At 66.7% G+C, this 20,503-nt stretch carries 19 protein-coding genes and 2 pseudogenes; 12 read left to right on the forward strand and 9 right to left on the reverse strand.

What is annotated here, in order from left to right; translation table 11 throughout:
• The coding region (locus EJK91_RS13485; protein WP_164517961.1) for a hypothetical protein at positions 1-206 on the reverse strand (206 nt) is incomplete at its 3' end.
• 35 nt (positions 207-241) lie between these two features.
• Here EJK91_RS13485 and EJK91_RS13490 point away from each other — a divergent pair.
• Positions 242-613 (forward strand): annotated as a pseudogene (locus EJK91_RS13490) (hypothetical protein); the annotation flags it as partial.
• Between the two features lie 10 nt (positions 614-623).
• On the opposite strand, the gene EJK91_RS13495 reads toward EJK91_RS13490, so the two are convergent.
• The gene (locus EJK91_RS13495; protein ID WP_125079187.1) at positions 624-1,589 is read right to left on the reverse strand and encodes an NAD(P)H-dependent flavin oxidoreductase; all 966 of its coding nucleotides are present in this window, start codon (positions 1,587-1,589) and stop codon (positions 624-626) included.
• An 18-nt stretch (positions 1,590-1,607) separates the two neighbouring features.
• Positions 1,608-2,744 (reverse strand): PrsW family intramembrane metalloprotease, encoded by a 1,137-nt coding sequence (locus EJK91_RS13500; protein ID WP_024442854.1) that lies wholly within the window; start codon positions 2,742-2,744, stop codon positions 1,608-1,610.
• 164 nt (positions 2,745-2,908) lie between these two features.
• On the opposite strand from EJK91_RS13500, the gene rpsA reads away from it, so the two are divergent.
• Together rpsA and coaE are read left to right on the forward strand one after the other, a co-directional pair.
• Positions 2,909-4,348: a 30S ribosomal protein S1 gene (rpsA, locus tag EJK91_RS13505; RefSeq protein ID WP_024442855.1), complete on the forward strand. Its 1,440-nt coding sequence runs from the start codon at positions 2,909-2,911 to the stop codon at positions 4,346-4,348.
• A gap of 30 nt (positions 4,349-4,378) precedes the next feature.
• Positions 4,379-5,605 (forward strand): dephospho-CoA kinase, encoded by a 1,227-nt coding sequence (coaE, locus tag EJK91_RS13510; RefSeq protein ID WP_024442856.1) that lies wholly within the window; start codon positions 4,379-4,381, stop codon positions 5,603-5,605.
• A 17-nt stretch (positions 5,606-5,622) separates the two neighbouring features.
• Here the strand turns inward: coaE and EJK91_RS13515 are convergent, their stop codons facing one another.
• Complete coding sequence (locus EJK91_RS13515) at positions 5,623-6,063, reverse strand: hypothetical protein (RefSeq protein WP_024442857.1); 441 nt, start codon at positions 6,061-6,063, stop codon at positions 5,623-5,625.
• Positions 6,064-6,194: 131 nt separating this feature from the next.
• Between EJK91_RS13515 and EJK91_RS13520 the strand changes: the two genes are divergently transcribed.
• The 3 genes from EJK91_RS13520 (at position 6,195) to EJK91_RS13530 (ending at position 10,134) form a co-directional block, all read left to right on the forward strand.
• A complete protein-coding gene (locus EJK91_RS13520) occupies positions 6,195-6,794 on the forward strand; it encodes a TetR family transcriptional regulator (protein ID WP_164517962.1) in 600 nt (199 codons plus the stop codon).
• Between the two features lie 71 nt (positions 6,795-6,865).
• Positions 6,866-7,255 carry an MmpS family transport accessory protein gene (locus EJK91_RS13525; protein WP_241178700.1) on the forward strand — a complete coding sequence of 130 codons (390 nt, stop codon included), beginning with the start codon at positions 6,866-6,868 and terminating at the stop codon, positions 7,253-7,255.
• Positions 7,252-10,134 carry an MMPL/RND family transporter gene (locus EJK91_RS13530; protein ID WP_125079190.1) on the forward strand — a complete coding sequence of 961 codons (2,883 nt, stop codon included), beginning with the start codon at positions 7,252-7,254 and terminating at the stop codon, positions 10,132-10,134. The genes EJK91_RS13525 and EJK91_RS13530 overlap by 4 nt, the downstream gene beginning before the upstream one ends.
• Here EJK91_RS13530 and EJK91_RS13535 read toward each other — a convergent pair.
• Positions 10,094-10,633 carry a DUF402 domain-containing protein gene (locus tag EJK91_RS13535; protein ID WP_206430418.1) on the reverse strand — a complete coding sequence of 180 codons (540 nt, stop codon included), beginning with the start codon at positions 10,631-10,633 and terminating at the stop codon, positions 10,094-10,096. The genes EJK91_RS13530 and EJK91_RS13535 overlap by 41 nt on opposite strands.
• Positions 10,634-10,736: 103 nt before the next feature.
• Here EJK91_RS13535 and uvrB point away from each other — a divergent pair, with 103 nt between their 5' ends.
• Together uvrB and EJK91_RS13545 are read left to right on the forward strand one after the other, a co-directional pair.
• Complete coding sequence (uvrB, locus tag EJK91_RS13540; RefSeq protein WP_024442862.1) at positions 10,737-12,908, forward strand: excinuclease ABC subunit UvrB; 2,172 nt, start codon at positions 10,737-10,739, stop codon at positions 12,906-12,908.
• Between the two features lie 68 nt (positions 12,909-12,976).
• On the forward strand, positions 12,977-14,407 hold the full coding sequence (locus EJK91_RS13545) for an MFS transporter (RefSeq protein ID WP_024442863.1): 1,431 nt from the start codon (positions 12,977-12,979) through the stop codon (positions 14,405-14,407).
• A gap of 36 nt (positions 14,408-14,443) precedes the next feature.
• On the opposite strand, the pseudogene arsB reads toward EJK91_RS13545, so the two are convergent.
• Positions 14,444-15,490 (reverse strand): annotated as a pseudogene (arsB, locus tag EJK91_RS13550) (ACR3 family arsenite efflux transporter); the annotation flags it as partial.
• Positions 15,490-15,885, reverse strand: a complete 396-nt coding sequence (locus tag EJK91_RS13555; RefSeq protein WP_125079194.1) for an ArsI/CadI family heavy metal resistance metalloenzyme — start codon at positions 15,883-15,885, stop codon at positions 15,490-15,492. The pseudogene arsB and the gene EJK91_RS13555, both read right to left, overlap by 1 nt.
• 101 nt (positions 15,886-15,986) lie before the next feature.
• On the opposite strand from EJK91_RS13555, the gene EJK91_RS13560 reads away from it, so the two are divergent.
• Positions 15,987-16,346 carry an Rv2640c family ArsR-like transcriptional regulator gene (locus EJK91_RS13560; protein ID WP_024442866.1) on the forward strand — a complete coding sequence of 120 codons (360 nt, stop codon included), beginning with the start codon at positions 15,987-15,989 and terminating at the stop codon, positions 16,344-16,346.
• Positions 16,347-16,352: 6 nt separating this feature from the next.
• Here EJK91_RS13560 and EJK91_RS13565 read toward each other — a convergent pair whose 3' ends face one another.
• Entirely contained in the window at positions 16,353-17,912 is a 1,560-nt protein-coding gene (locus tag EJK91_RS13565) for a glycosyltransferase family 39 protein (RefSeq protein ID WP_125079195.1), read from the reverse strand.
• 235 nt (positions 17,913-18,147) lie between these two features.
• Here EJK91_RS13565 and EJK91_RS13570 point away from each other — a divergent pair, with 235 nt between their 5' ends.
• The 3 genes from EJK91_RS13570 to EJK91_RS22420 all read left to right on the forward strand — a co-directional run bounded on the left by EJK91_RS13570 (position 18,148) and on the right by EJK91_RS22420 (position 19,458).
• Positions 18,148-18,594, forward strand: coding sequence for a universal stress protein (locus tag EJK91_RS13570; protein ID WP_024442868.1), 447 nt, complete (start codon positions 18,148-18,150; stop codon positions 18,592-18,594).
• A gap of 154 nt (positions 18,595-18,748) precedes the next feature.
• Complete coding sequence (locus EJK91_RS13575) at positions 18,749-19,144, forward strand: XRE family transcriptional regulator (RefSeq protein ID WP_125079196.1); 396 nt, start codon at positions 18,749-18,751, stop codon at positions 19,142-19,144.
• Complete coding sequence (locus tag EJK91_RS22420) at positions 19,141-19,458, forward strand: RES domain-containing protein (protein WP_241178697.1); 318 nt, start codon at positions 19,141-19,143, stop codon at positions 19,456-19,458. Before EJK91_RS13575 ends, EJK91_RS22420 begins: the two co-directional genes overlap by 4 nt.
• 350 nt (positions 19,459-19,808) lie before the next feature.
• Here the strand turns inward: EJK91_RS22420 and EJK91_RS13585 are convergent, their stop codons facing one another.
• Positions 19,809-20,495 carry an MBL fold metallo-hydrolase gene (locus tag EJK91_RS13585; protein ID WP_024442871.1) on the reverse strand — a complete coding sequence of 229 codons (687 nt, stop codon included), beginning with the start codon at positions 20,493-20,495 and terminating at the stop codon, positions 19,809-19,811.
• Positions 20,496-20,503: the final 8 nt, after the last annotated feature.

Below are 20,503 nucleotides of genomic sequence, written 5' to 3' on the forward strand. Positions count from 1 at the left end.
GGGAAGAACTCGCAGGCGAACTCTCGGAACGTGTAGGTGTGGTCCGCAGTGTCCGACCAGTCGCCGACCTCGATCGCACCGGGTGGGGCAGGCACGGTGGCGTCGTCCCTATCAGGGATGGTGGCGGCGACCAGCGCATCGAGCGCGTCGTCGGGGATACCGGCGCCCTGGGTAATGGAGCTGTCGACGGGGTGGGTGGTGGTCATGGTTCGTTCTCCGTTCATAGTGTTCTAGAACGGTTCGCTTGCATCATTTGGTGAAGACCTTCTGGGGGTGGCGGGATCAGCAACTGCCCGATGGGACGGTGATCCTGACTTCGCCGTCGGGGCAGACCTATGTCACCACCCCGGGCAGTTCGTGGCTGTTCCCGCAGTTGTGTGCCCCCACCGCGGACCTGCCGGCACCCAAGCACCGCGACGATGACCGCCGTGGTGACCGCACCGCGATGATGCCCCGCCGGCGACGCACCCGCGCCCAAAACCGCGCGGCCCGCATCGCCACCGAACGCAACCAAAACCACAAAGCCCGCCAAGCCCGACGCACCGCGCTCGACGCCGTCTGGTTCCCGAAAGCCGCCCCCGGCACCGACCCCGACGACCCACCGCCTTTCTAACGATTGGTCATCACGCGCCGCGGTTCAGGATCCTGGCGGCGTCGTGGACCATCTGTGCCACGATGGCGCCCGCGGGCATGACGTCGTGGATGAGTCCGACGGCCTCACCGACCAAGAGGTGGGCGATGTCGAAGTCGGCTGCTGCGACTCCCGCCTCAAACTCAGCGATGGCCTCGGGAAGGTTGGCCCGCAAGTGGCTCTCGTCGCCGTGCCAGGTCTGCAGGAACGCGTTGCGGAGCGCCCGCTCGTCGTAGTGGGCAGGCCAATCGAGTTGTCGCACAAGGTCGTAGGCGCGGGTCCGGACGGTGTCCTCGCCGCTGGCCCGGATGGCTCGCTCGTGCGCTTCGGGTGGCACGAGTGCCTCGCTGGCGACCCAGAACCGCGTGCCGACGACAACGCCGTCGGCGCCGAGCGCCAGTGCCGCGGCCACCCCGCGACCGTCGGCGATACCGCCCGCGGCCAACACGAATGTCTCCGGCGAGTAATCGGCTACCAGGTCGACCACGGCCGGGACGAACGTCATGGTCGAAGGACCCGACATGCCGTGGCCGCCGGCCTCGGTGCCTTGGGCCACGATCACTTTCGCCCCCGCCCGCAGCGCCGTGTGGGCCTGCTCAAGGGTCTGCACCTGGCAGATCAGCGGAACGCCCGCGTCGCGGATGTCACCGGCGAAGGCAGTGGGGTCACCGAAGGAAAGCATGATGGCCGCCGGGTCCCGGTCGAGTGCGACGGCGAGAGCCTCCGGTGCGCGAGCCAGGCTCCAGGTGATGAATCCGCATCCGACGCGTGCGTCGCCGGCGGCATCGAATTCACGCTGCACCCAGTCCGGGTCGCCGTAACCACCGCCGAGCAGACCGAGCCCACCGGCATGGGTGACCGCCGCCGCGAGTCGGCCGCCGGATGCCTGCGCCATCGGCGCCAGCACGATCGGGTGGTCGATACCGAAGTGGTCGGTGAGGCGATTGCGCAGCGACATGGCGGTGGCTCCCGGAGATCAGCGCCGTACCGGCAGCGGAGCGTGATACCCGGCCATGGTGTAGAGCACCGGCGCCGCCGCCCGGGCGGCCACCACGCCGTAGGCGTCCTCCTGCTGCACCGCGAACACCTCGGGGTCACCGAACCCGCGATCGATGCGGTCCCGGATGAATGCCAGCCGGACCACTTGGACGGCGAACTTCTTCACGGCCCGGCCGGCGGCTCGGCCACCGATGCGCTTGGCCTCGCGGATCGCGTGCTTGCGGGTTCGGATCGATCCCAGCCACGTCGCCTCGTTGGCGCTGATCAAGCCGCCGGCCACCATGCCGGGCAGTTTGGTCGCCACCAGATGCTGTTCGTGCCGACGGCTCAGCATGCCCAGCAGCACCATCAGCAGGAACACCGGCACCAGCCAGAACAGGTAGGTCACCAGGAACAACTGCCCGCCACCCATCGCCAGTGAGGCGTTCCACGACGCGTGCATCGCCACCGCCCCCAGGTAGCCGAGCAGAATCACGAAGGTTTTGGACCAGAACCCGTGGCGGCGTAGCGCGAAGAACACCCCGATTCCGGTCATGGTGGTGAACAGCGGGTGGGCGAACGGGCCGAAGATCAGCCGGGCGATGGCCACCGCGGCCATTTTGGCCGGTGATTCGGCCGGCGCGATGTAGACGATGTCCTCCATCCAGGCGAAACCCACCGCCACGACGCCCGAATAAACCATGCAGTCGGTCAGCGAGTTCAGCGCCAGCCGCCGGCGCCCGGTCAGCATCACCAGCAGGAACAGGCCCTTGGCGGCCTCCTCGATGAACGGCGCCTGGATGGCCGCCATGTCGAAGGTCTTCGACACCAGCGGCCGCACCGTGGCGACCGAGGACCCGAAGGTCTCCAGGCCCACCGCCAGCACCACGGCGACCGATGCGCCCCACAGGAACGCCAGTTGCAGCAGCCGGCGCGGCTCGGGCTCCCAGCGATCCAGCCAGCGGTAGCACAACAGCACCACCAGCATCGACATGCTCGCCAGTACCAGCGCGGTCAGGGTCCCGCCCGGGTTGGCCGCGGTGAACAGCAGCAGCAGGAACACCGTGAGGATGGCGAGCAGGACGATCACAATGAGCGGCGCTCCGACTCTCCGCCGGTTCCGCGTCTGGGGCATAGCGAGGGAGCGTAGCCACCGGTTTGTCCAGCGTGCAACGCGTCGAGTAGCCTCAACAGGTAGTCCTCGACTAGTCCTAGACCAGATCGTGGGCGACCGCATGCGCAGCATGCGTGACAAGACCCCGTCCCTACTACGTCAAAATGTCCGGAGCAACCCAACACATGCCAAGTCCCACCGTCACCTCGCCGCAAGTAGCCGTCAACGACATCGGCTCGGCCGAGGACTTTCTCGCCGCCATCGACAAAACGATCAAGTACTTCAACGATGGCGACATCGTCGAAGGGACCATCGTCAAGGTTGACCGGGACGAGGTCCTGCTCGACATCGGTTACAAGACCGAAGGGGTCATCCCCTCCCGCGAACTGTCCATCAAGCACGACGTCGACCCCCACGAGGTGGTGTCCGTCGGTGATGAGGTCGAGGCCCTGGTCCTGACCAAAGAGGACAAAGAGGGTCGTCTGATCCTGTCCAAGAAGCGCGCCCAGTACGAGCGCGCCTGGGGCACCATCGAAGAGCTCAAGGAGAAGGACGAGGCCGTCAAGGGCACCGTCATCGAGGTCGTCAAGGGCGGCCTGATCCTCGACATCGGGCTGCGCGGCTTCCTGCCGGCCTCGCTGGTGGAGATGCGCCGGGTCCGCGACCTGCAGCCCTACATCGGCAAAGAGATCGAAGCCAAGATCATCGAGCTGGACAAGAACCGCAACAACGTGGTGCTGTCGCGTCGTGCCTGGCTGGAGCAGACCCAGTCCGAGGTGCGCAGCGAGTTCCTCAACCAGCTGCAGAAGGGCGCCGTCCGCAAGGGCGTGGTCTCCTCGATCGTCAACTTCGGCGCCTTCGTCGACCTGGGCGGCGTGGACGGCCTGGTGCACGTCTCCGAGCTGTCCTGGAAGCACATCGACCACCCGTCCGAGGTGGTTCAGGTGGGCGACGAGGTCACCGTCGAGGTGCTGGACGTCGACATGGACCGCGAGCGGGTTTCGCTGTCGCTCAAGGCCACTCAGGAAGACCCGTGGCGGCACTTCGCCCGTACCCACGCGATCGGTCAGATCGTCCCGGGCAAGGTCACCAAGCTGGTGCCGTTCGGTGCGTTCGTCCGCGTCGAGGAGGGCATCGAGGGCCTGGTGCACATCTCCGAGCTGGCTGAGCACCACGTCGAGGTCCCGGACCAGGTGGTCGCGGTCGGCGACGACGCCATGGTCAAGGTCATCGACATCGACCTGGACCGCCGCCGGATCTCGCTGAGCCTCAAGCAGGCCAACGAGGACTACACCGAGGAGTTCGACCCCTCCAAGTACGGCATGGCCGACAGCTACGACGAGCAGGGCAACTACATCTTCCCCGAGGGCTTCGACGCCGAGACCAACGAGTGGATCGAAGGTTTCGACAAGCAGCGCACCGAGTGGGAGGCCCGCTACGCCGAGGCCGAGCGCCGGCACAAGATGCACACCACGCAGATGGAGAAGTTCGCCGCTGCCGAGCAGGCCGAGCCGCGCTCGGGTGCCAACGGTTCGCACCGCGACGAGGCTCCGGCCGGCGGTTCGCTGGCCAGCGACGAGCAGCTCGCCGCACTGCGGGAGAAGCTCGCCGGTAACAGCGCATAACCAGCGCCCAGTGGGGTTGAAGGGGCGCAGATGCTGCGTATCGGTCTGACCGGCGGTATCGGCGCCGGTAAGTCGACGGTGTCGGCGACCTTCAGCCGCCATGGTGGCGTCATCGTTGACGGTGACGTCATCGCCCGTGAAGTTGTGGAGCCCGGTACCGAAGGCCTCGCCAAACTGGTCGAGGCCTTCGGGCCGGGCATCCTGCTTTCCGACGGAGCTTTGGATCGTCCGGCGCTGGCCGCGATCGCGTTCAGTGACGACGACAAGCGGGCCACCCTCAACGGCATCGTGCACCCGCTGGTGGCACACCGCCGCGCGGAGCTGATCGCCGAGGCCGGTGACGAGGCGGTGATCGTCGAGGACATCCCGCTGCTGGTCGAATCGCAGATGGCCCCGCTGTTCCCGCTGGTGATCGTGGTGCACGCGGACGTAGAGACCCGAGTAGCCCGACTCCTCCAATACCGTGGCATGTCGGAGGAGGACGCGCGGGCTCGGATCGCCGCGCAGGCCACCGAGCCGCAGCGCCGCGACGTCGCCGACGTCTGGCTGGACAACTCGGGCGATCCGGACCAATTGGCCGAGCAGGCCCTGGAGCTGTGGCACCAGCGCATCAAGCCGTTCGCGCACAACCTGATCACCCGCCAGACGGTGCCGTCGCCCACTGAGCTGATGAAAGCCGATCCGACCTGGCCGGATCAGGCGCAGCGCATCCTGGCCCGGTTGCGCACCGCCTGCGGGCACCGGGCCGTCCGGGTGGATCACATCGGCTCCACCGCGGTGCGCTGGCCGGAGGCCTTCGAAGCCCGAGACGTCATCGACGTTCAGGTCACGGTCGCTTCGCTGGCGATGGCCGACGAACTCGCCGAGTCCCTGCTGCGGGCCGGTTACCCGCAGGTGGCGGCTATCACCGCCGACAACGGTAAACCCGATGCCCGCAGCACCGCCGCGGAGTTCGATCGCGCGGGAGATCCGGCGTTGTGGCGCAAGCGCATTCACGCCTCCGCGGACCCGGGCCGGGCCACCAACGTGCATATCCGGGTCGAGGGCTGGCCCAATCAGCAGTTCGCCCTGCTGTTTCCGGCCTGGCTTACCGCTAACCCCGCCGCGCAGGCCGAGTATCTGGCGGTCAAACGCGACGCCGAACGCGCGGGAATCGACGGTGGCATCGACGCCTACGCGCAGGTCAAGGAGCCCTGGTTCGACACCGCCTATCGTCAGGCCTGGGCCTGGGCCGATGCCACCGGGTGGAGGCCCTGAGCGGGCCTACAAACTGATCAGGCCATGCTGCTGATCAGGGCGCCACACAGCATCGCGCCGGTGTGCGGGTCGTTGGTGTTGCCCCAGGTGTTGATGAAGCGCTCGCTTTTGACCGTGGTGACCTCGTCGACTTTGATCTCGCAGTGCACGGTCGCGGTGGTCGGGAAGCGCAACCGGATCACCATGCCGGCCTTGCTGGGGTCGGACATCACGGTGTTGGCCTCGAACGGAGTGCCGAACGCGTCGAGGTCCGCGCTGGCGGTCTCGTAGTCGTTGCGCATGAAGGTGACCACGTTGCCGCTGGACCAGGCGTCGACTTTCGCGATGTAGGTCACGTTGTGCAGCTCGGTGGTGTTGTCGTTGTCATCGGCGGCCGCGGGCGCCGGGAACAGCTGACCACACCCGAGCACGGCTGCGGTGGTGGCAGCGGCGACACCGATTCGCAGTTTGGCGTTCATATCAGCGGAGTTTAGCGCGGTCGCGGCATGGGCCCCACTTGTAGCGTGCGTCACAGTCGGCACAGCCGAGCGTGCGAAATCACGAAAATTGCATGGCGCGCAAAGTTTGCATTGTGTGCAATGATTTCGGGATGGGTGCGCCGCAGGTCAGCTCGCTGAGGGAACGCCGGCGGCGTGAAACCGAAGCCGCCATCCACCGCGCGGCGGTCGAGTTGATCGCGGCGCAGGGCTACGACGCGGTGACGGTGCCGATGATCAGCGAGCGGGCCGGTGTCTGTGTGCGCACCTTCTTCAACTATTTCCCCAACAAGGAATCGTCGGTAGTGCTGCCGTTCCCGTCGTTCGACCCGGAGCTCAGTGCCGTGGTGCGAAGTGGGCCGGGTGCCAAGCGTCTGATGGCCGACGTGGCCGACCTGGTGATCAACCACATCGAGGTCCATACCGCGAACTCGGTCGGCCTCACCACGCTGCTGCCGATGATCTGCGAGATCCCGGAGTTGCTCCGGCTTCACACCGCGGAATTGGCCGAGCTGGAAACGCAGCTGGTCGAGCTGATCGCTCAGCGACTGCGGTTGCCCGCCGACGATCGGCGCGTCGAAGTCATCGCCAGTGCGGTGATGGCCACGGCCAGCACCGCCATCCAGCGCTGGTCGCGCGACCCGGAGGCGGGTTCGTTGTCGGACGAGGTCCGGCGCTGCGTGAACCTGCTGGAACCCCTGCAACACCTTTAGGCCCCTTGGTTTTACCGCGAAAGCGAAAGGGAAAGACCATTTTTGAATTCGTGAAGCGCGCCTGGATCCCTATGGTCGTGGTCCTGGTGGCGGCGCTGGCCGGGTTTGCCGGGTTTCGCATCCATGCGGTGATGGCGCCCAAACCGGCGTCGACCGCCTTCATCGACGAGTCCCGACCCGTCATCCCCAAAGACGTCGTCTACGAAGTGTTCGGACCCGAGGGGACGGTCGGCCAGGTGAACTACCTCGACGAGAACTCGCAGCCGCAGCGGGCCGAATTCACCACCCTGCCGTGGTCGTTCACCATCTCCACCAAGCTGACGTCCATCTTCGCCAACGTGGTCGCCCAGGGCGACAGCGGCTCGATCGGCTGCCGCATCACCGTCAACGGCGAAGTGCGTGACGAGCAGACGGTCGACACCCACAACGCTCAGGTCTTTTGTCTGGTGAAGTCGGCATGAGCGACACCGACACCGTCACCCGTTCCCGCGTCGCGCAGTTCATTCACCGCGTGCCCCTGCTGGTCGTGGTGGCGTGGCTGGCGCTCACCGTCGTCGTCAACGTCGTTGTGCCGCAGCTGGAAGAGGTCGGCAAGGCGCACTCGGTGTCATTGGCGGCCAAGGACGCCCAGTCCTACCAGGCGATCAAGAAGCAGGGCGCCAACTTCGAGCAGTTCGACTCCGACAGCATGGTGATGGTGCTGCTGGAGGGCGACGAACCGCTCGGCGACCAGGCGCGTAGCTACTACCACGGCCTGGTGGAGAAGCTGCGGGCCGACACCGAGCACGTCGAGTACGTGCAGGACTTCTGGGGCGACCGGATCACCGCCGGTGGCGCCCAGAGCATGGACGACAAGGCCGCCTACGTGCAGCTGAACCTGGTCGGCGACCAGGGCACCACCACCGGCAAGGAGTCGGTGCAGTCGGTGCGCGACATCGTCGACGGCAGCACACCGCCGCCCGGGCTGCATGTCTATGTGACCGGTCAGGCCGCGCTGACCATGGACATGAACGACGCCGGCGACGAGAGCATGCTCAAGATGACGGCGATCACCTTCGTGGTGATCACGGTCATGCTGCTGCTGATCTACCGGTCGATGACGACGGTGCTGCTGATCCTGTTCACCGTCTTCGTCGAGTTGGGTGCGGCGCGCGGGATCGTGGCCGTGCTGGGCCATTTCGAGATCATGGGGCTGTCCACGTTCGCGGTCAGCCTGTTGACCTCGCTGGCGATCGCGGCCGGTACCGACTACGCGATATTTTTCATCGGCCGCTATCAGGAGGCCAGGGCGGCGGGTCAAGACCGCGTCACCGCGTACTTCACCACCTACCACAGTGTTTCGCACGTGGTGCTGGGCTCGGGTTTGACCATCGCCGGCGCCACGTTCTGCCTGAAGTTCACCCGGCTGCCCTATTTCGCCTCCATGGGTGTGCCGTGTGCGGTCGGCATGCTGGTCGTGGTCGCCGCGGCGATGACGATCACCCCCGCGGTTCTGCTGCTGGGCACGCGATTCGGCCTGCTGGAGTCCAAGCGGAAGCTCTCGGCGCGGGGCTGGCGCCGGATCGGGACCGCGATCGTGCGGTGGCCGGGGCCGATCTTCGTGGTGACCATGATCGTCGCCCTGATCGGGATCGCCGTGTTGCCGTCGTACTCGGTGAACTACAACGACCAGTACTACATCCCCGACAGCCTGCCGTCGATTCAGGGCTATGAGGCGTCGTATCGGCACTTCTCCAAGGCCCGAATGAACCCGGATATCGTGCTCGTCGAGACCGATCAGGATCTGCGGACGCCGGGCAACATGCTGGTACTGGATCGGATCGCGAAGAACATCTTCCGTCTGGACGGAATCGACAAGGTACAGAGCATCACTCGGCCGCTAGGAGCGCCGATCGACCACAGCTCGGTGCCGTTTCAGCTGAGCATGCAGTCGGTGCCCATCACCGAGAACCTGGACTATCTCAAAGGCCGGATGGCCGACATGCTGCACATGACCGACCAGCTCGGTTCGATGATCGAGATCATGGAGCGCATGCAGGCCCTGATGTCGGAGCAGGCCGGCGTCACCCACGACATGGTGGGCCATACCACCGAGATGAAACAGGTCACCGACGAAATGCGGGACCACCTGGCTGATTTCGACGACTTCTGGCGGCCGATGCGCAACTACTTCTATTGGGAGCCGCACTGCTCGGGCATCCCGATGTGCTGGTCGCTGCGGTCGATCTTCGACGGACTCGACGGGGTCGACAACCTCAGCGACAAGATGACCGCGATGCTGGGCGACCTGGAGCACATGGACACCCTGATGCCGCAGCTGGTGGCGCAGCTGCCGCCGATGATCGCCATCTCCAAGGACATTCGCGAGACAACGCTGACGATGTACAGCACGTTCAACGGGATGATCAACCAGATGGCCCGGATGACCGACACCGCGACCGTCATGGGGCAGGCCTTCGATGCCGCCAAGAACGACGACTTCTTCTATCTGCCGCCGGAGGCCTTCGACAACGCCGACTTCCAGAAGGGCCTCAAGCTGATGGTCTCGCCGGACGGGAAGTCCGCGCAGATCATCGTCACCCACGAGGGCGACCCGGCGGGCAACGCGGCGCTCTCCAAGACGCAGGAGGAGCTGACCGCTGCCAAGGCGGCGATCAAGGGCACTCCGCTGCAGGGCGCCCGGGTCTACATCGGCGGCACGGCGGCGACCTATCACGACATCGGCGAGTTCTTGAGATACGACATGATGCTGGCGGTGATGGCGTCGCTGTGCCTGATCCTGATCATCATGCTGGTGCTGACCCGCAGCCTGGTGGCGGCCGCGGTGATCGTCGGAACCATAGCGGTCTCGCTGGGCTCGTCATTCGGGTTGTCGGTGCTGATCTGGCAGCACATCCTCGGCCTGCAACTGCACTGGTTCGTGCTGCCGTTCACCGTGATCATCCTGTTGGCGGTGGGGTCGGACTACAACCTGCTGCTGGTGTCCCGCTTCAAGGAGGAACTCGGCGCCGGGATGAACACCGCGATCATCCGCGGCGTCGGGGGATCGGGCAGCGTGGCCACCCAGGCGGGCCTGGTGTTCGCGTTCACCATGGGCGCGATGATCAGCAGTGACCTGATCTCGATCGGTCAGTCCGGGACCGCGATCTGTCTGGGCCTGCTGTTCGACACCTTCATCATCCGGGCGTTCATGACGCCGTCGATCGCGGCGCTGCTGGGCCGCTGGTTCTGGTGGCCGATCAAGGTGCTGCCCACCTCGTCGCTCACCCGGCCCCGGTCCGTCACCGAGGACCCGGCGGCTACCGAGATCCTGGTGGCGACCCCCGGAGCCCGTCGCTGACCGGCCAGGTCACCGGCATGCCCTGGCTGCTCAGCCATCGGTGCAGGTCGTAGCCGTTTCGGGCCAGACCCTCGACGGCGGCCACCGCACGCAGCACCGCGTGTTCGGCGTCGCGCCGGCTCAGCAGGCCCTCGGCGACGGCGGCCATCAGCTCGTCGGTGTCGGCGAGCTCGACGCCGGATGCGGTGCGGACCACCAGATCCAGGTAGTGGTCCCGGGAGTGCCAGCGCTCCGGTCCCGCGGTGTACTCGCCGACGTCGAGGTAGAAGTCCTGGTCGCGTTCATACCCCGGGCTGAAGTGGAAGACGGTCGCGCGCAGCCCCAGCGACGGCAGCAGCCAGGACTCCAGGTAGTGGAACTGGGCCCGGCCCGGGGTGGGGCGCGCCAGGTAGAGGCCCCACGGGTGCACCGTGTAGACGTCGACGTCGCGCACCACCCCTTTGGGGTCGGTATTGGTGTAGCCGCGCAGGTCGAAGGTCTCTTCCTTGGGTGGATGCACCGCTGGCCGCCTCTCGCTGTCGGAGACCCAGCCTATGGCCCGGCTCCTCCTCATCGCGCTGGCGCGCTCTGCCTTGTCGCGGGGCGGGCCTACTCTGGCTTTCGTGGCCTTCGCAACCGAACACCCTATCGTCGCGCATTCGGAGTACCGGCCCGCCGCAGACGCCGTGGAAGGCATCGTCCGCGCCGGCGGCCGGTTCGAGGTCGTCAGCGAGTTTCAGCCGGCCGGTGACCAGCCGGCCGCCATCGCCGACCTGGAACGCCGCATCACCTCGGGGGAGAAGGATGTGGTGCTGCTGGGCGCCACCGGCACCGGCAAGTCGGCCACCGCGGCCTGGCTGATCGAACGGCTGCAGCGTCCCACCCTGGTGATGGCGCCGAACAAGACGCTGGCCGCGCAGCTGGCTAACGAGCTGCGAGAGATGTTGCCGCACAACGCCGTCGAGTATTTTGTTTCGTACTACGACTACTACCAGCCGGAAGCCTATATCGCCCAGACCGACACCTACATCGAGAAGGACAGCTCGATCAACGACGACGTCGAGCGGCTTCGCCACTCGGCCACCTCCAGCCTGCTGTCCCGGCGCGATGTCGTGGTGGTGGCCTCGGTGTCCTGCATCTACGGCCTGGGCACCCCGCAGTCCTACCTGGACCGGTCGGTGGAGCTGCAGGTCGGCGCGGAGGTGCCGCGCGACGGGCTGCTGCGGCTGCTGGTCGACGTGCAGTACACCCGCAATGACATGGCGTTCACCCGCGGTTCCTTCCGGGTGCGCGGCGATACCGTCGAGATCATCCCCTCCTATGAGGAGCTGGCGGTCCGCATCGAGTACTTCGGCGACGAGATCGAGGCGCTGTACTACCTGCATCCGCTCACCGGAGACGTGGTGCGCAAGGTCGACTCGCTGCGCATCTTCCCGGCCACCCACTACGTCGCAGGCCCGGAACGGATGACGCAGGCCATCTCCACCATCGAGGCGGAGCTGGCCGTCCGGCTCGAAGAGCTGGAGAGCCACGGAAAACTGCTGGAGGCCCAGCGGCTGCGGATGCGCACCAACTACGACATCGAGATGATGCGCCAGGTCGGCTTCTGCTCGGGCATCGAGAACTATTCGCGCCACATCGACGGTCGCGGCGCCGGCACGCCCCCGGCCACCCTGCTCGACTACTTCCCCGAGGATTTCCTGCTCATCATCGACGAGTCGCATGTCACCGTGCCGCAGATCGGCGGTATGTACGAGGGCGACATGTCGCGTAAGCGCAACCTGGTCGAATTCGGGTTCCGGTTGCCCTCGGCGTGCGACAACCGGCCGCTGACCTGGGAGGAGTTCGCCGACCGGATCGGCCAGACGGTGTACATGTCGGCCACCCCGGGGCCCTATGAACTCAGCCAGGCCGGCGGCGAGTTCGTCGAGCAGGTGATCCGCCCGACCGGCCTGGTGGACCCCAAGGTCGTGGTGAAGCCGACCAAGGGCCAGATCGACGATCTGATCGCCGAGATCCGGCAGCGCACCGAGGCCGACGAGCGGGTGCTGGTCACCACCCTGACCAAGAAGATGGCCGAAGACCTCACCGATTACCTGCTGGAGATGGGGATCCGGGTGCGCTACCTGCACTCCGAGGTCGACACGCTGCGGCGGGTGGAGCTGCTGCGGCAGCTGCGGCTCGGCGACTACGACGTGCTGATCGGCATCAACCTGCTGCGCGAGGGGCTGGACCTGCCGGAGGTGTCACTGGTGTCGATCCTCGACGCCGACAAGGAGGGCTTCCTGCGCTCCACCCGCAGCCTGATCCAGACCATCGGTCGCGCCGCCCGCAACGTCTCGGGCGAAGTGCACATGTACGCCGACAAGATCACCGACTCGATGCGGGAGGCCATCGACGAAACCGAACGCCGCCGGGCCAAGCAGGTCGCCTACAACGAGGCCAACGGCATCGACCCCCAGCCGCTGCGCAAGAAGATCGCCGACATCCTCGACCAGGTCTACCGGGAGGTGGAGGACACCGAATCGATCGAGGTCGCCGGGTCGGGCCGTAACGCCTCACGCGGGCGGCGCGCCCAGGGCGAGCCCGGCCGGGCAGTCAGCGCGGGGGTCTTCGAAGGCCGCGACACCAGCAACATGCCCCGGGCCGAACTGGCCGATCTGGTCAAGGACCTCACCGAGCAGATGATGAACGCGGCACGTGATCTGCAGTTCGAGCTGGCGGCCCGGATCCGCGACGAGATCGCCGACCTCAAGAAGGAACTGCGGGGTATGGACGCGGCCGGCATCAAGTGACGCGCCAGGCGGCCGGTCCATTTTCGCGTGGGATGGCGATCCGTGATTGACTGCAAGCGGTGGTGGAACTGACGGAAGCAGCGGTGCATGACTCCGCTGTTAGTACTGGCAGCTGGCGTGAGCTGCTCGGTAGGCGCTACCTGGGCACCGCGGCCGTGCTGGCCGGCGGTGTGGCGCTGTACGCCACCAACGAGTTCCTGACGATCAGTCTGCTGCCCAACACCATCAAGGACATCGGCGGTGAGCGGTTCTACGCCTGGGTGACCACCCTCTACCTGGTCGGTTCGGTGATCGCCGCGGCCGCCGCGAACGCGGTGCTGGTCCGGGTCGGTTCCCGCTCGGCCTACCTGATGGGTCTGCTGTCGTTCGGCCTGGGCACGGTGCTCTGTGCGCTGGCACCCGAGATGGAAATTCTGCTGGTCGGTCGCACTCTGCAGGGCATGGGCGGCGGCCTGTTGGCCGGGCTGGGGTGGGCGCTGATCAACGCAGTCCTGCCCAGCTGGCTGTGGACCCGGGCCTCGGGGCTGGTGTCCGCCATGTGGGGTGTCGGCACCCTGGTCGGACCGGCAGCCGGCGGCCTGTTCGCCCAGTTCGGCATCTGGCGGTGGGCCTTCGGTCTTATGGCGATTCTGACCGTGGTGATGGGCGTGGCGGTCAGTGTGGTGCTGCCCGCCGGGAGCAGCGGGTATCGCGGCGAACCCGTGCAGTTCCCGGTGCGGTCACTGCTGCTGCTGGGCGGCGCCGCGCTGGCGGTCAGCGTCGCGCAGCTTCCGCGCAGCCTGATCGGTGCGATGGGGCTGCTGCTGGTCGGGGCGGTCCTACTGGTGGTGTTTCTGGTCGTGGACCGGCGTTCGTCGTCGGCGGTGCTGCCGTCCAGCGCTTTCCAGCCGGGCCGGGAGAAGTGGATCTACCTGACGCTGGGCCTGCTGATGGCCACCACCAAGGCCAACCTGTACATCCCGCTGCTCGGGCAGCGGCTGGCCCACCTGCCGCCGATGATGGCCGGCTTTCTGGGCGCCGCGCTGTCGACCGGTTGGACCATCAGCGAGATCGCCAGCGCGTCGGTGAGCAAGACGCGGGTGGTCATCGGCCTGGTGATCAGCGCGCCGCTGGTGATGTCGGCGGGTTTGTCGGTGGTCGCGTTCGCCCGGATGAGCAGTTACAACCCGACCGCGGTCGGCGCGATCTGGGCGCTGGCGCTGCTGGTCGTCGGCATCGGCGTCGGCGCCGGCTGGCCGCACCTGTCGGCGTGGGCCATGAGCTGCGTCGACGATCCGGCCGAGGGCGGGACCGCCGCCGCTGCCGTCAACACCGTCACGCTGATCGGCGGGGCGTTCGGCGCGGGCATCGCCGGCCTGGTGGTCAACACCGCGATGAGTACCGGTCAGCCCGCGGCTCGCTGGCTGTTCGCGATCTTCGCGGTGCTCGCCGCGCTGGGCTTCGTGGTCGCCTATCGGGCCAGCCGGGGCGCCGGCGAAGTCGTCGGCGGTACCGGCTGAGGCGGTGCGAGCCCCCTAACAGCGGACGGGGTGGGTGGGTGCGCTGAAGCGGCCGCGCAGGGCCAGCGCCGCGTAGAACAGACCGACCAGGACGGGCACTTCGATCAGGGGCCCGACAACCCCGGCCAGGGCTTGCCCACTGGCGGCGCCCCAGGTGGCGATCGCCACCGCGATGGCGAGCTCGAAATTGTTGCCGGCCGCGGTGAACGCCAAGGTGGTGGTGCGCGCATAGCCCAGGCCCAGAGCGGCCCCGACCAGGTAGCCGCCGCCCCACATGATCGTGAAGTAGGCCAGTAGCGGAATCGCGATACGGACCACGTCGAGGGGGCGGTGGGTGATCTGATCGCCTTGTAGCGCGAACAGGATGACGATCGTGAAGAGCAGTCCGTAAAGCGCCCAGGGTCCGATCCGGGGCAGGAACCGGCTCTCATACCAGCCGCGGCCCTTGCTGCGTTCGGCCCAGCGGCGGGTCAGATACCCGGCGGCCAGCGGTATGCCGAGGAAGATCGCCACTGACTTGGCGATCTGCCATGGCGAGACTTCGATGCTGGTCTGCGGCAGTCCCAGCCAGCCGGGCAGCAGCGACAGGTAGAACCAGCCCAGCACCGCGAACATGACGACCTGGAAGACCGAGTTGAGCGCGACGAGGACGGCCGCGGCTTCGCGGTCCCCGCAGGCCAGGTCGTTCCAGATGATGACCATGGCGATACAGCGGGCCAAGCCGACCACAATGAGCCCGGTGCGGTATTCGGGCAGGTCGGCCAGCAGCAGCCAGGCCAGAGCGAACATCACGGCCGGGCCGGCAACCCAGTTGAGCAGCAGCGAGCTGATCAGCAGTCGCCGATCCGAGGTGACGGTGTCGAGCCGGTCATAGCGGACCTTGGCCAGCACGGGATACATCATGATCAGCAGTCCGGCGGCGATCGGCAGCGAGATCCCGTCGATCTGCACCGCGCTGAGGCCGTCGCCCAGACCCGGGATCATCCGTCCCAGAGCCAGGCCGGCGGCCATGGCCAGTCCGATCCAGACCGGCAGCAGTCGGTCCAGGGTGGACAGCCGGGTGGTGGTTGCGTCGTCGCCCATCAGCAGCAGGAGGCCGGTGCTGCGGCGGACTCGGTATCGGCGATCTTGGTGTAGACCTCCCAGCGTTCCCGGTCTGGGCCGCTGACCCAGACCTTGTCCTGCACGGCGTAACAGCAGGTGGTGTCCATTTCCGTCTCGGTCAACAGGCCCGCGTCGCTGAGCCGGGCGATTTCGTCATGGACGATCTCGCTCGAGGCCACCTCGACGCCGAGGTGGTTCAGTGTTCCGCCGTGGCCGGGGTTTTCCAGCAGGACCAGCTTCAGCGGCGGGTCGGCGATGGCGAAATTGGCGTAGCCGGGCTTGACCTTGGCCGGCGCGGTGCCGAACAGCCGGGAATAGAACGTGATCGCGGCATCGAGGTTGTCGACGTTGAGCGCGAGTTGGATGCGGGACATGACAGTCACCTTCAGCTGTGAGACATATGTCGAACTAGTGATGTGGCGTCAGCATGCCAACCTTTTCGATATATGTCAATGAAATGTGGCAGGATGGATCCATGCCGAAAGCGTTGCCGGTAATCGACATGACCGCACCGGTGTGTTGCGCCCCGGTTGCCGCGGGGCCCATGACCGACGCCGATGCATTGCAGATCGCATTGCGGCTCAAGGCGTTAGCGGACCCGGTTCGGGTCAAGATCGTGTCGTATCTGTTCGGCTCGACCGCCGGAGAGCAGAACTCCGGCGACCTGGCCGCCGCGCTGGGCTTGAGCGAATCCACGGTCAGCCACCACTTGACGCAGCTGCGCAAGGCCGGTTTCGTGGCGTCAGACCGGCGGGGGATGAACATGTTCCACCGCGTGCGTCCGGATGCTTTGCAGGCGGTGTGCGCGGCCCTGGACCCCAACTGCTGTACCTAGGGGTGTTCAGCGGGTGGACTTGATCACCTGGGCGAAGGTGAACTGCCAGCGTTCGACGACGTGGAAGTGCAGCGCGTGCAGCATCTGGCCGTCGGGGGTACGCGCGAACCGGGTGCCCGCCGGCAACTTCACGGCGCGCTGATGGGCCGGCAGGCTGCGGTCGTGATCGGTGATCGTCCAGATCGTCGGGCAGCGGTCGAACTGATCTTTCAGTGCCCACACCGCCAGGTGGCCGTCCCACAACCGCCCCAGGGTTTGGCGGTGCGGCCCCAGGCCGGGGTCGGTCAGCTTCGCGAACGCCTCGGGACGCGCGGCGGTCAGCGCCCGGATCGGGCCGGGCAGCCACCGGGTGGTGTTGTCGATCATCAGGCAGTCCCCGGGCTGGGCGTGCGCGACGATCACGTCGGCCACCGCGCTGTAGTCCCAGCCCTTCTCTTTGGTGTAGCGATCGCGTTGATTGACAACGTAATTGGGCGCTGCGGCGATCGCCAACAGGGCGACGACGCCGATCACGGCGCGGCGCGAAGTGGCGAGCGTGGTGATCGCGATCGCCAGCGCGATCGCCATCGCCGGAGCCGTGCAGATCAAATACCGCGGGTAGTAAACGGGTTTCACCACCACCGAATAGGCCAGCGTGGCCAGGGTCGGGATGAGCATCCAGGCCGCGCACAGCGCCGCCAGCCGCCGCGTATCGGGATCGGGGGACCGGCGGGTGCCGTTCCGAACGGCGACCACGGCGCCGGCGAGCCCCAGCCACGCCAGGATCGCGAACGGCACACTGCTGTCGAAGTACTGCTGCTGGACGATCTCGATGACGGTGTGCGGGTTCAGCGGCCGAATCCAGGCGACCTGGCGGATCTGCCCCTGGCTGAACCAGAGGAACGGGGCCAGCGCGGCCAACGCGGCACCGGCCGCCACGGCCCACCTTCGCCGCGCGGAGTCGTCGGTTCGCAGCCGTCGCAGCGCCACTGCGTGTACCGCAACCATCAGCACGGTGAAGGTGTTCAGCAGCGTCGCCGCCACGACTGCCACGGCGTAGCCCACCCACAGTCGCACCGTGTTACGCCGGGCCGCGGTCACCCACAGCACGGTGAGCCAGACGGCGGCCATCGCCGAGAACGCGTACGGGCGCGCCTCGACGCCGGCCCACGTCATGCGCGGCAATATCGCGTAAAGCGCACCGGCGCACACCGATACCTGCCGGCCGGTGAACCCGCGGGACAGCACCACCACGCCGGCGGTCCCCAGGCCGACCGCCAGACTGCTCGGCACCCGCGACCAGAATTCGGTCGCGGGGAAGACCGCGAACCAGCCGTGCATCACCAGGTAGTACAGCCCGTGTACCGCGTCGATGTGGGTGAGCAATCGCCACAGTTCCGGCAGGGAGCGGTGCGTCGACGCCGAGATGGTGGCGGCCTCGTCGAACCACAGCGACGGCCGGCTCGCGCCGATGACGCTGATCAACGTTGCGGCGACGGCGATTACGGCCGCATCCGGTGAGCGCGGTGGACGCCGGGGCGGGGCCGCATCGGTACGCACCGGGGCCGGGCTCAATACCTGGCTCAACGGCGTGCGCTGTCGGTAGCGGTGACGGTGATGACATTCCACGCTACCGGTGGACCCGGCATGTCAGCTACGTCACGAGGGCGGGCAAACGGGGCCTTCTGGCCGGTCAGGCGGCTGTGCGCGCCGCGCCGCAAACGACATGTGACGTCAATCGCCCCCATCGGGGCCGTCGACGCGTTAGGGTCGCGATGGCTTAATTTGCGAACAGGCGATCAATGCACCGGGAGGGTTACCAATGAGCGGCTACAAGACCGTGGTGGTCGGTACGGACGGCTCGGACTCGTCGCTGCGCGCCGTCGACCGCGCGGCTCACCTGGCGTCCGGTGAGGGCGCCAAGGTCGTCATCGCCACCGCCTACCTACCGCACGCCGACGACCCCCGCGCCGCCGACGCGCTGAAGGACGAGGGCTACAAGGCCTCAGGCAACGCCCCGATCTACGCCATCCTCAAGGAGGCCAAGGAGCGGGCCATCGCGGCCGGCGCCAACGAGGTCGAAGAGAAGGCCATCGTCGGTGCCCCGGTCGATGCGCTGGTGGAGCTGGCCGAGTCGGTCAAGGCCGACCTGCTGGTGGTCGGCAACGTCGGCTTGAGCACCATCGCCGGGCGGCTGCTCGGTTCGGTGCCGGCCAACGTGTCGCGGCGCTCCAAGATCGACGTGCTGATCGTCCACACCACCGGCTAACCGGCGGGGAGATTCACCAATCCCGTTCGCGCCAACGGAGGCCCAGCGTCACGGGCGCCCGGCACGCTGAACTGTATGGTGTAGTTTCAGGTGTTGTTTCCAGTGGGCTTAGTGGTAGCCTTACGGTGGATACAGTCCATCTGGAGGTCGCAGAATGTCTGTTTTAACAGCCAGCGCTGCTGTGAAGCTCGATTTCGAGGCAACAACCCGTCCAATTCGTGAAATCGCCAGCTACCTGCAGGAAGCAGTCGGACAACGAATCGCCGCGGCCCTCGCGGGACTGGCCGATGTAAAGCAGATCGGCCGATACGCGCGGGTAGGCGGCCCGGAACCACACGATGTAACCGAACGCAGGCTGCGTGAGGGCTACAAAGTTGTCCGAATGCTTGTTGATGCGTACGACGACAAGACTGCTCGGGCCTGGTTGTTTGGCACAAACACACGCCTCGACGATCGGGCGCCAGTTGAAGTTCTCGGCGCCGCGTCCGACACGGCTGATTTCGCGATGGTCGTGCAAGCGGCTAGACAGGTCGCTAGCTTTCAGGCGTGACCAGAGCCGGCTCCGAACTGCTGTTGTGGCGAGTTGGCTACCACGCAAGTCCACTTGGATTCACGCCGCGCGAGCTGTACAGCTTCAGTCATCGCTTCGATGACATTCACCACCGCTTCCGTACTCTCTATCTGGCGGACTTGCCCGAAACCTGCCTCCGGGAGGTGCTGGCAGACCTCCGGCCAAATCTCGGTGCCAAGCTCAGGCATATCGCGAGATACGGGCCCGAAGCGGCTGAAGACTTCGCCTCGGAACCGGTGACTGCAAGCTGGCGTCGTCAGAACGGTACTAGCTCCAGCGCTACTAAGACTTGATGGCCCGATGATTGACCTAACCGACGGGGCAGTGCGTCAACAGATAGAAGACAGGCACGTCCCGCTTTTGGTCGCACATGGAATGGACCACCTTGATCTGCACGAAATCACGACGAGTCGTCGCCTGGTTACCCAGACGATTGCTGGTGAGCTCTACGACGGCGGTGTAGCCGCCGTGAGGTTCTTGTCTCGGCTTGACGCTCAACCTTGTGTGGCCCTATTTGAGGGCCGCGGAGCCGCGGACCTCGTGGGTGAGATCATTCCTCTGACCGACCCCGCTCCCGGTCCGCCTCTCACTGTCACGACTGAATGGAATCTGGAACTGGAGGCCTCTACCTAGCCGCCGGGGGCTACCAGCCCCGTTCGCGCCACTCCGCCAGGTGCGGACGCTCCACGCCCAGAACGGTGTCATCACCGTGCCCGGGGTAGACGATGGTGTCGTCGCCGAACCGGTCGAACACCTTGCGGCTCACGTCGCCAAGCAGGCGTTCGAAGTCCCCGGGCTGCCAGGTCTTTCCGACACCGCCGGGAAACAGGCAGTCGCCGGTGAACAGCTGGGTCACCCCACCGGTGGCCGCGCCGTCCAGGGCCAGCGCCACCGAACCCTCGGTGTGCCCTTGCAGGTGGATCACGTCGAAGCTCAGATCGCCGACGGTCACGGTGTCGCCGTCGGCCAGGATGCGATCCGGGGCGACCGGCAGCGGCTCGGCGTCCAGGGCGTGTGCGGCGGTCGGCGCCCCGGTAGCCTCGGCCACCGCGGTCAGCGCCTGCCAGTGGTCGAAGTGCTGGTGGCTGGTGACGATCAGCGCCACGTCCGGGGCGTGCTCGCGTACCAGCGCCACCAGGTTCTCGGCGTCGTTGGCCGCGTCGATCAGCAGCGTCTTGCCGGTGTTGGTGCACGTCACCAGGTAGGCGTTGTTGTCCATCGGGCCCACCGAGGTCTTGATGATGGTGGCCCCGGGCAGGGTGCGCCGTGCCGCGGTTCCGGGTTCGACGTGTCCGGTGTAGGTGTCGTCTACCGCGATCTGGGAGGTCATGACCGTCA

It is taken from the genome of Mycobacterium sp. P7213, from assembly GCF_900604305.1.
GTDB lineage: Bacteria > Actinomycetota > Actinomycetes > Mycobacteriales > Mycobacteriaceae > Mycobacterium.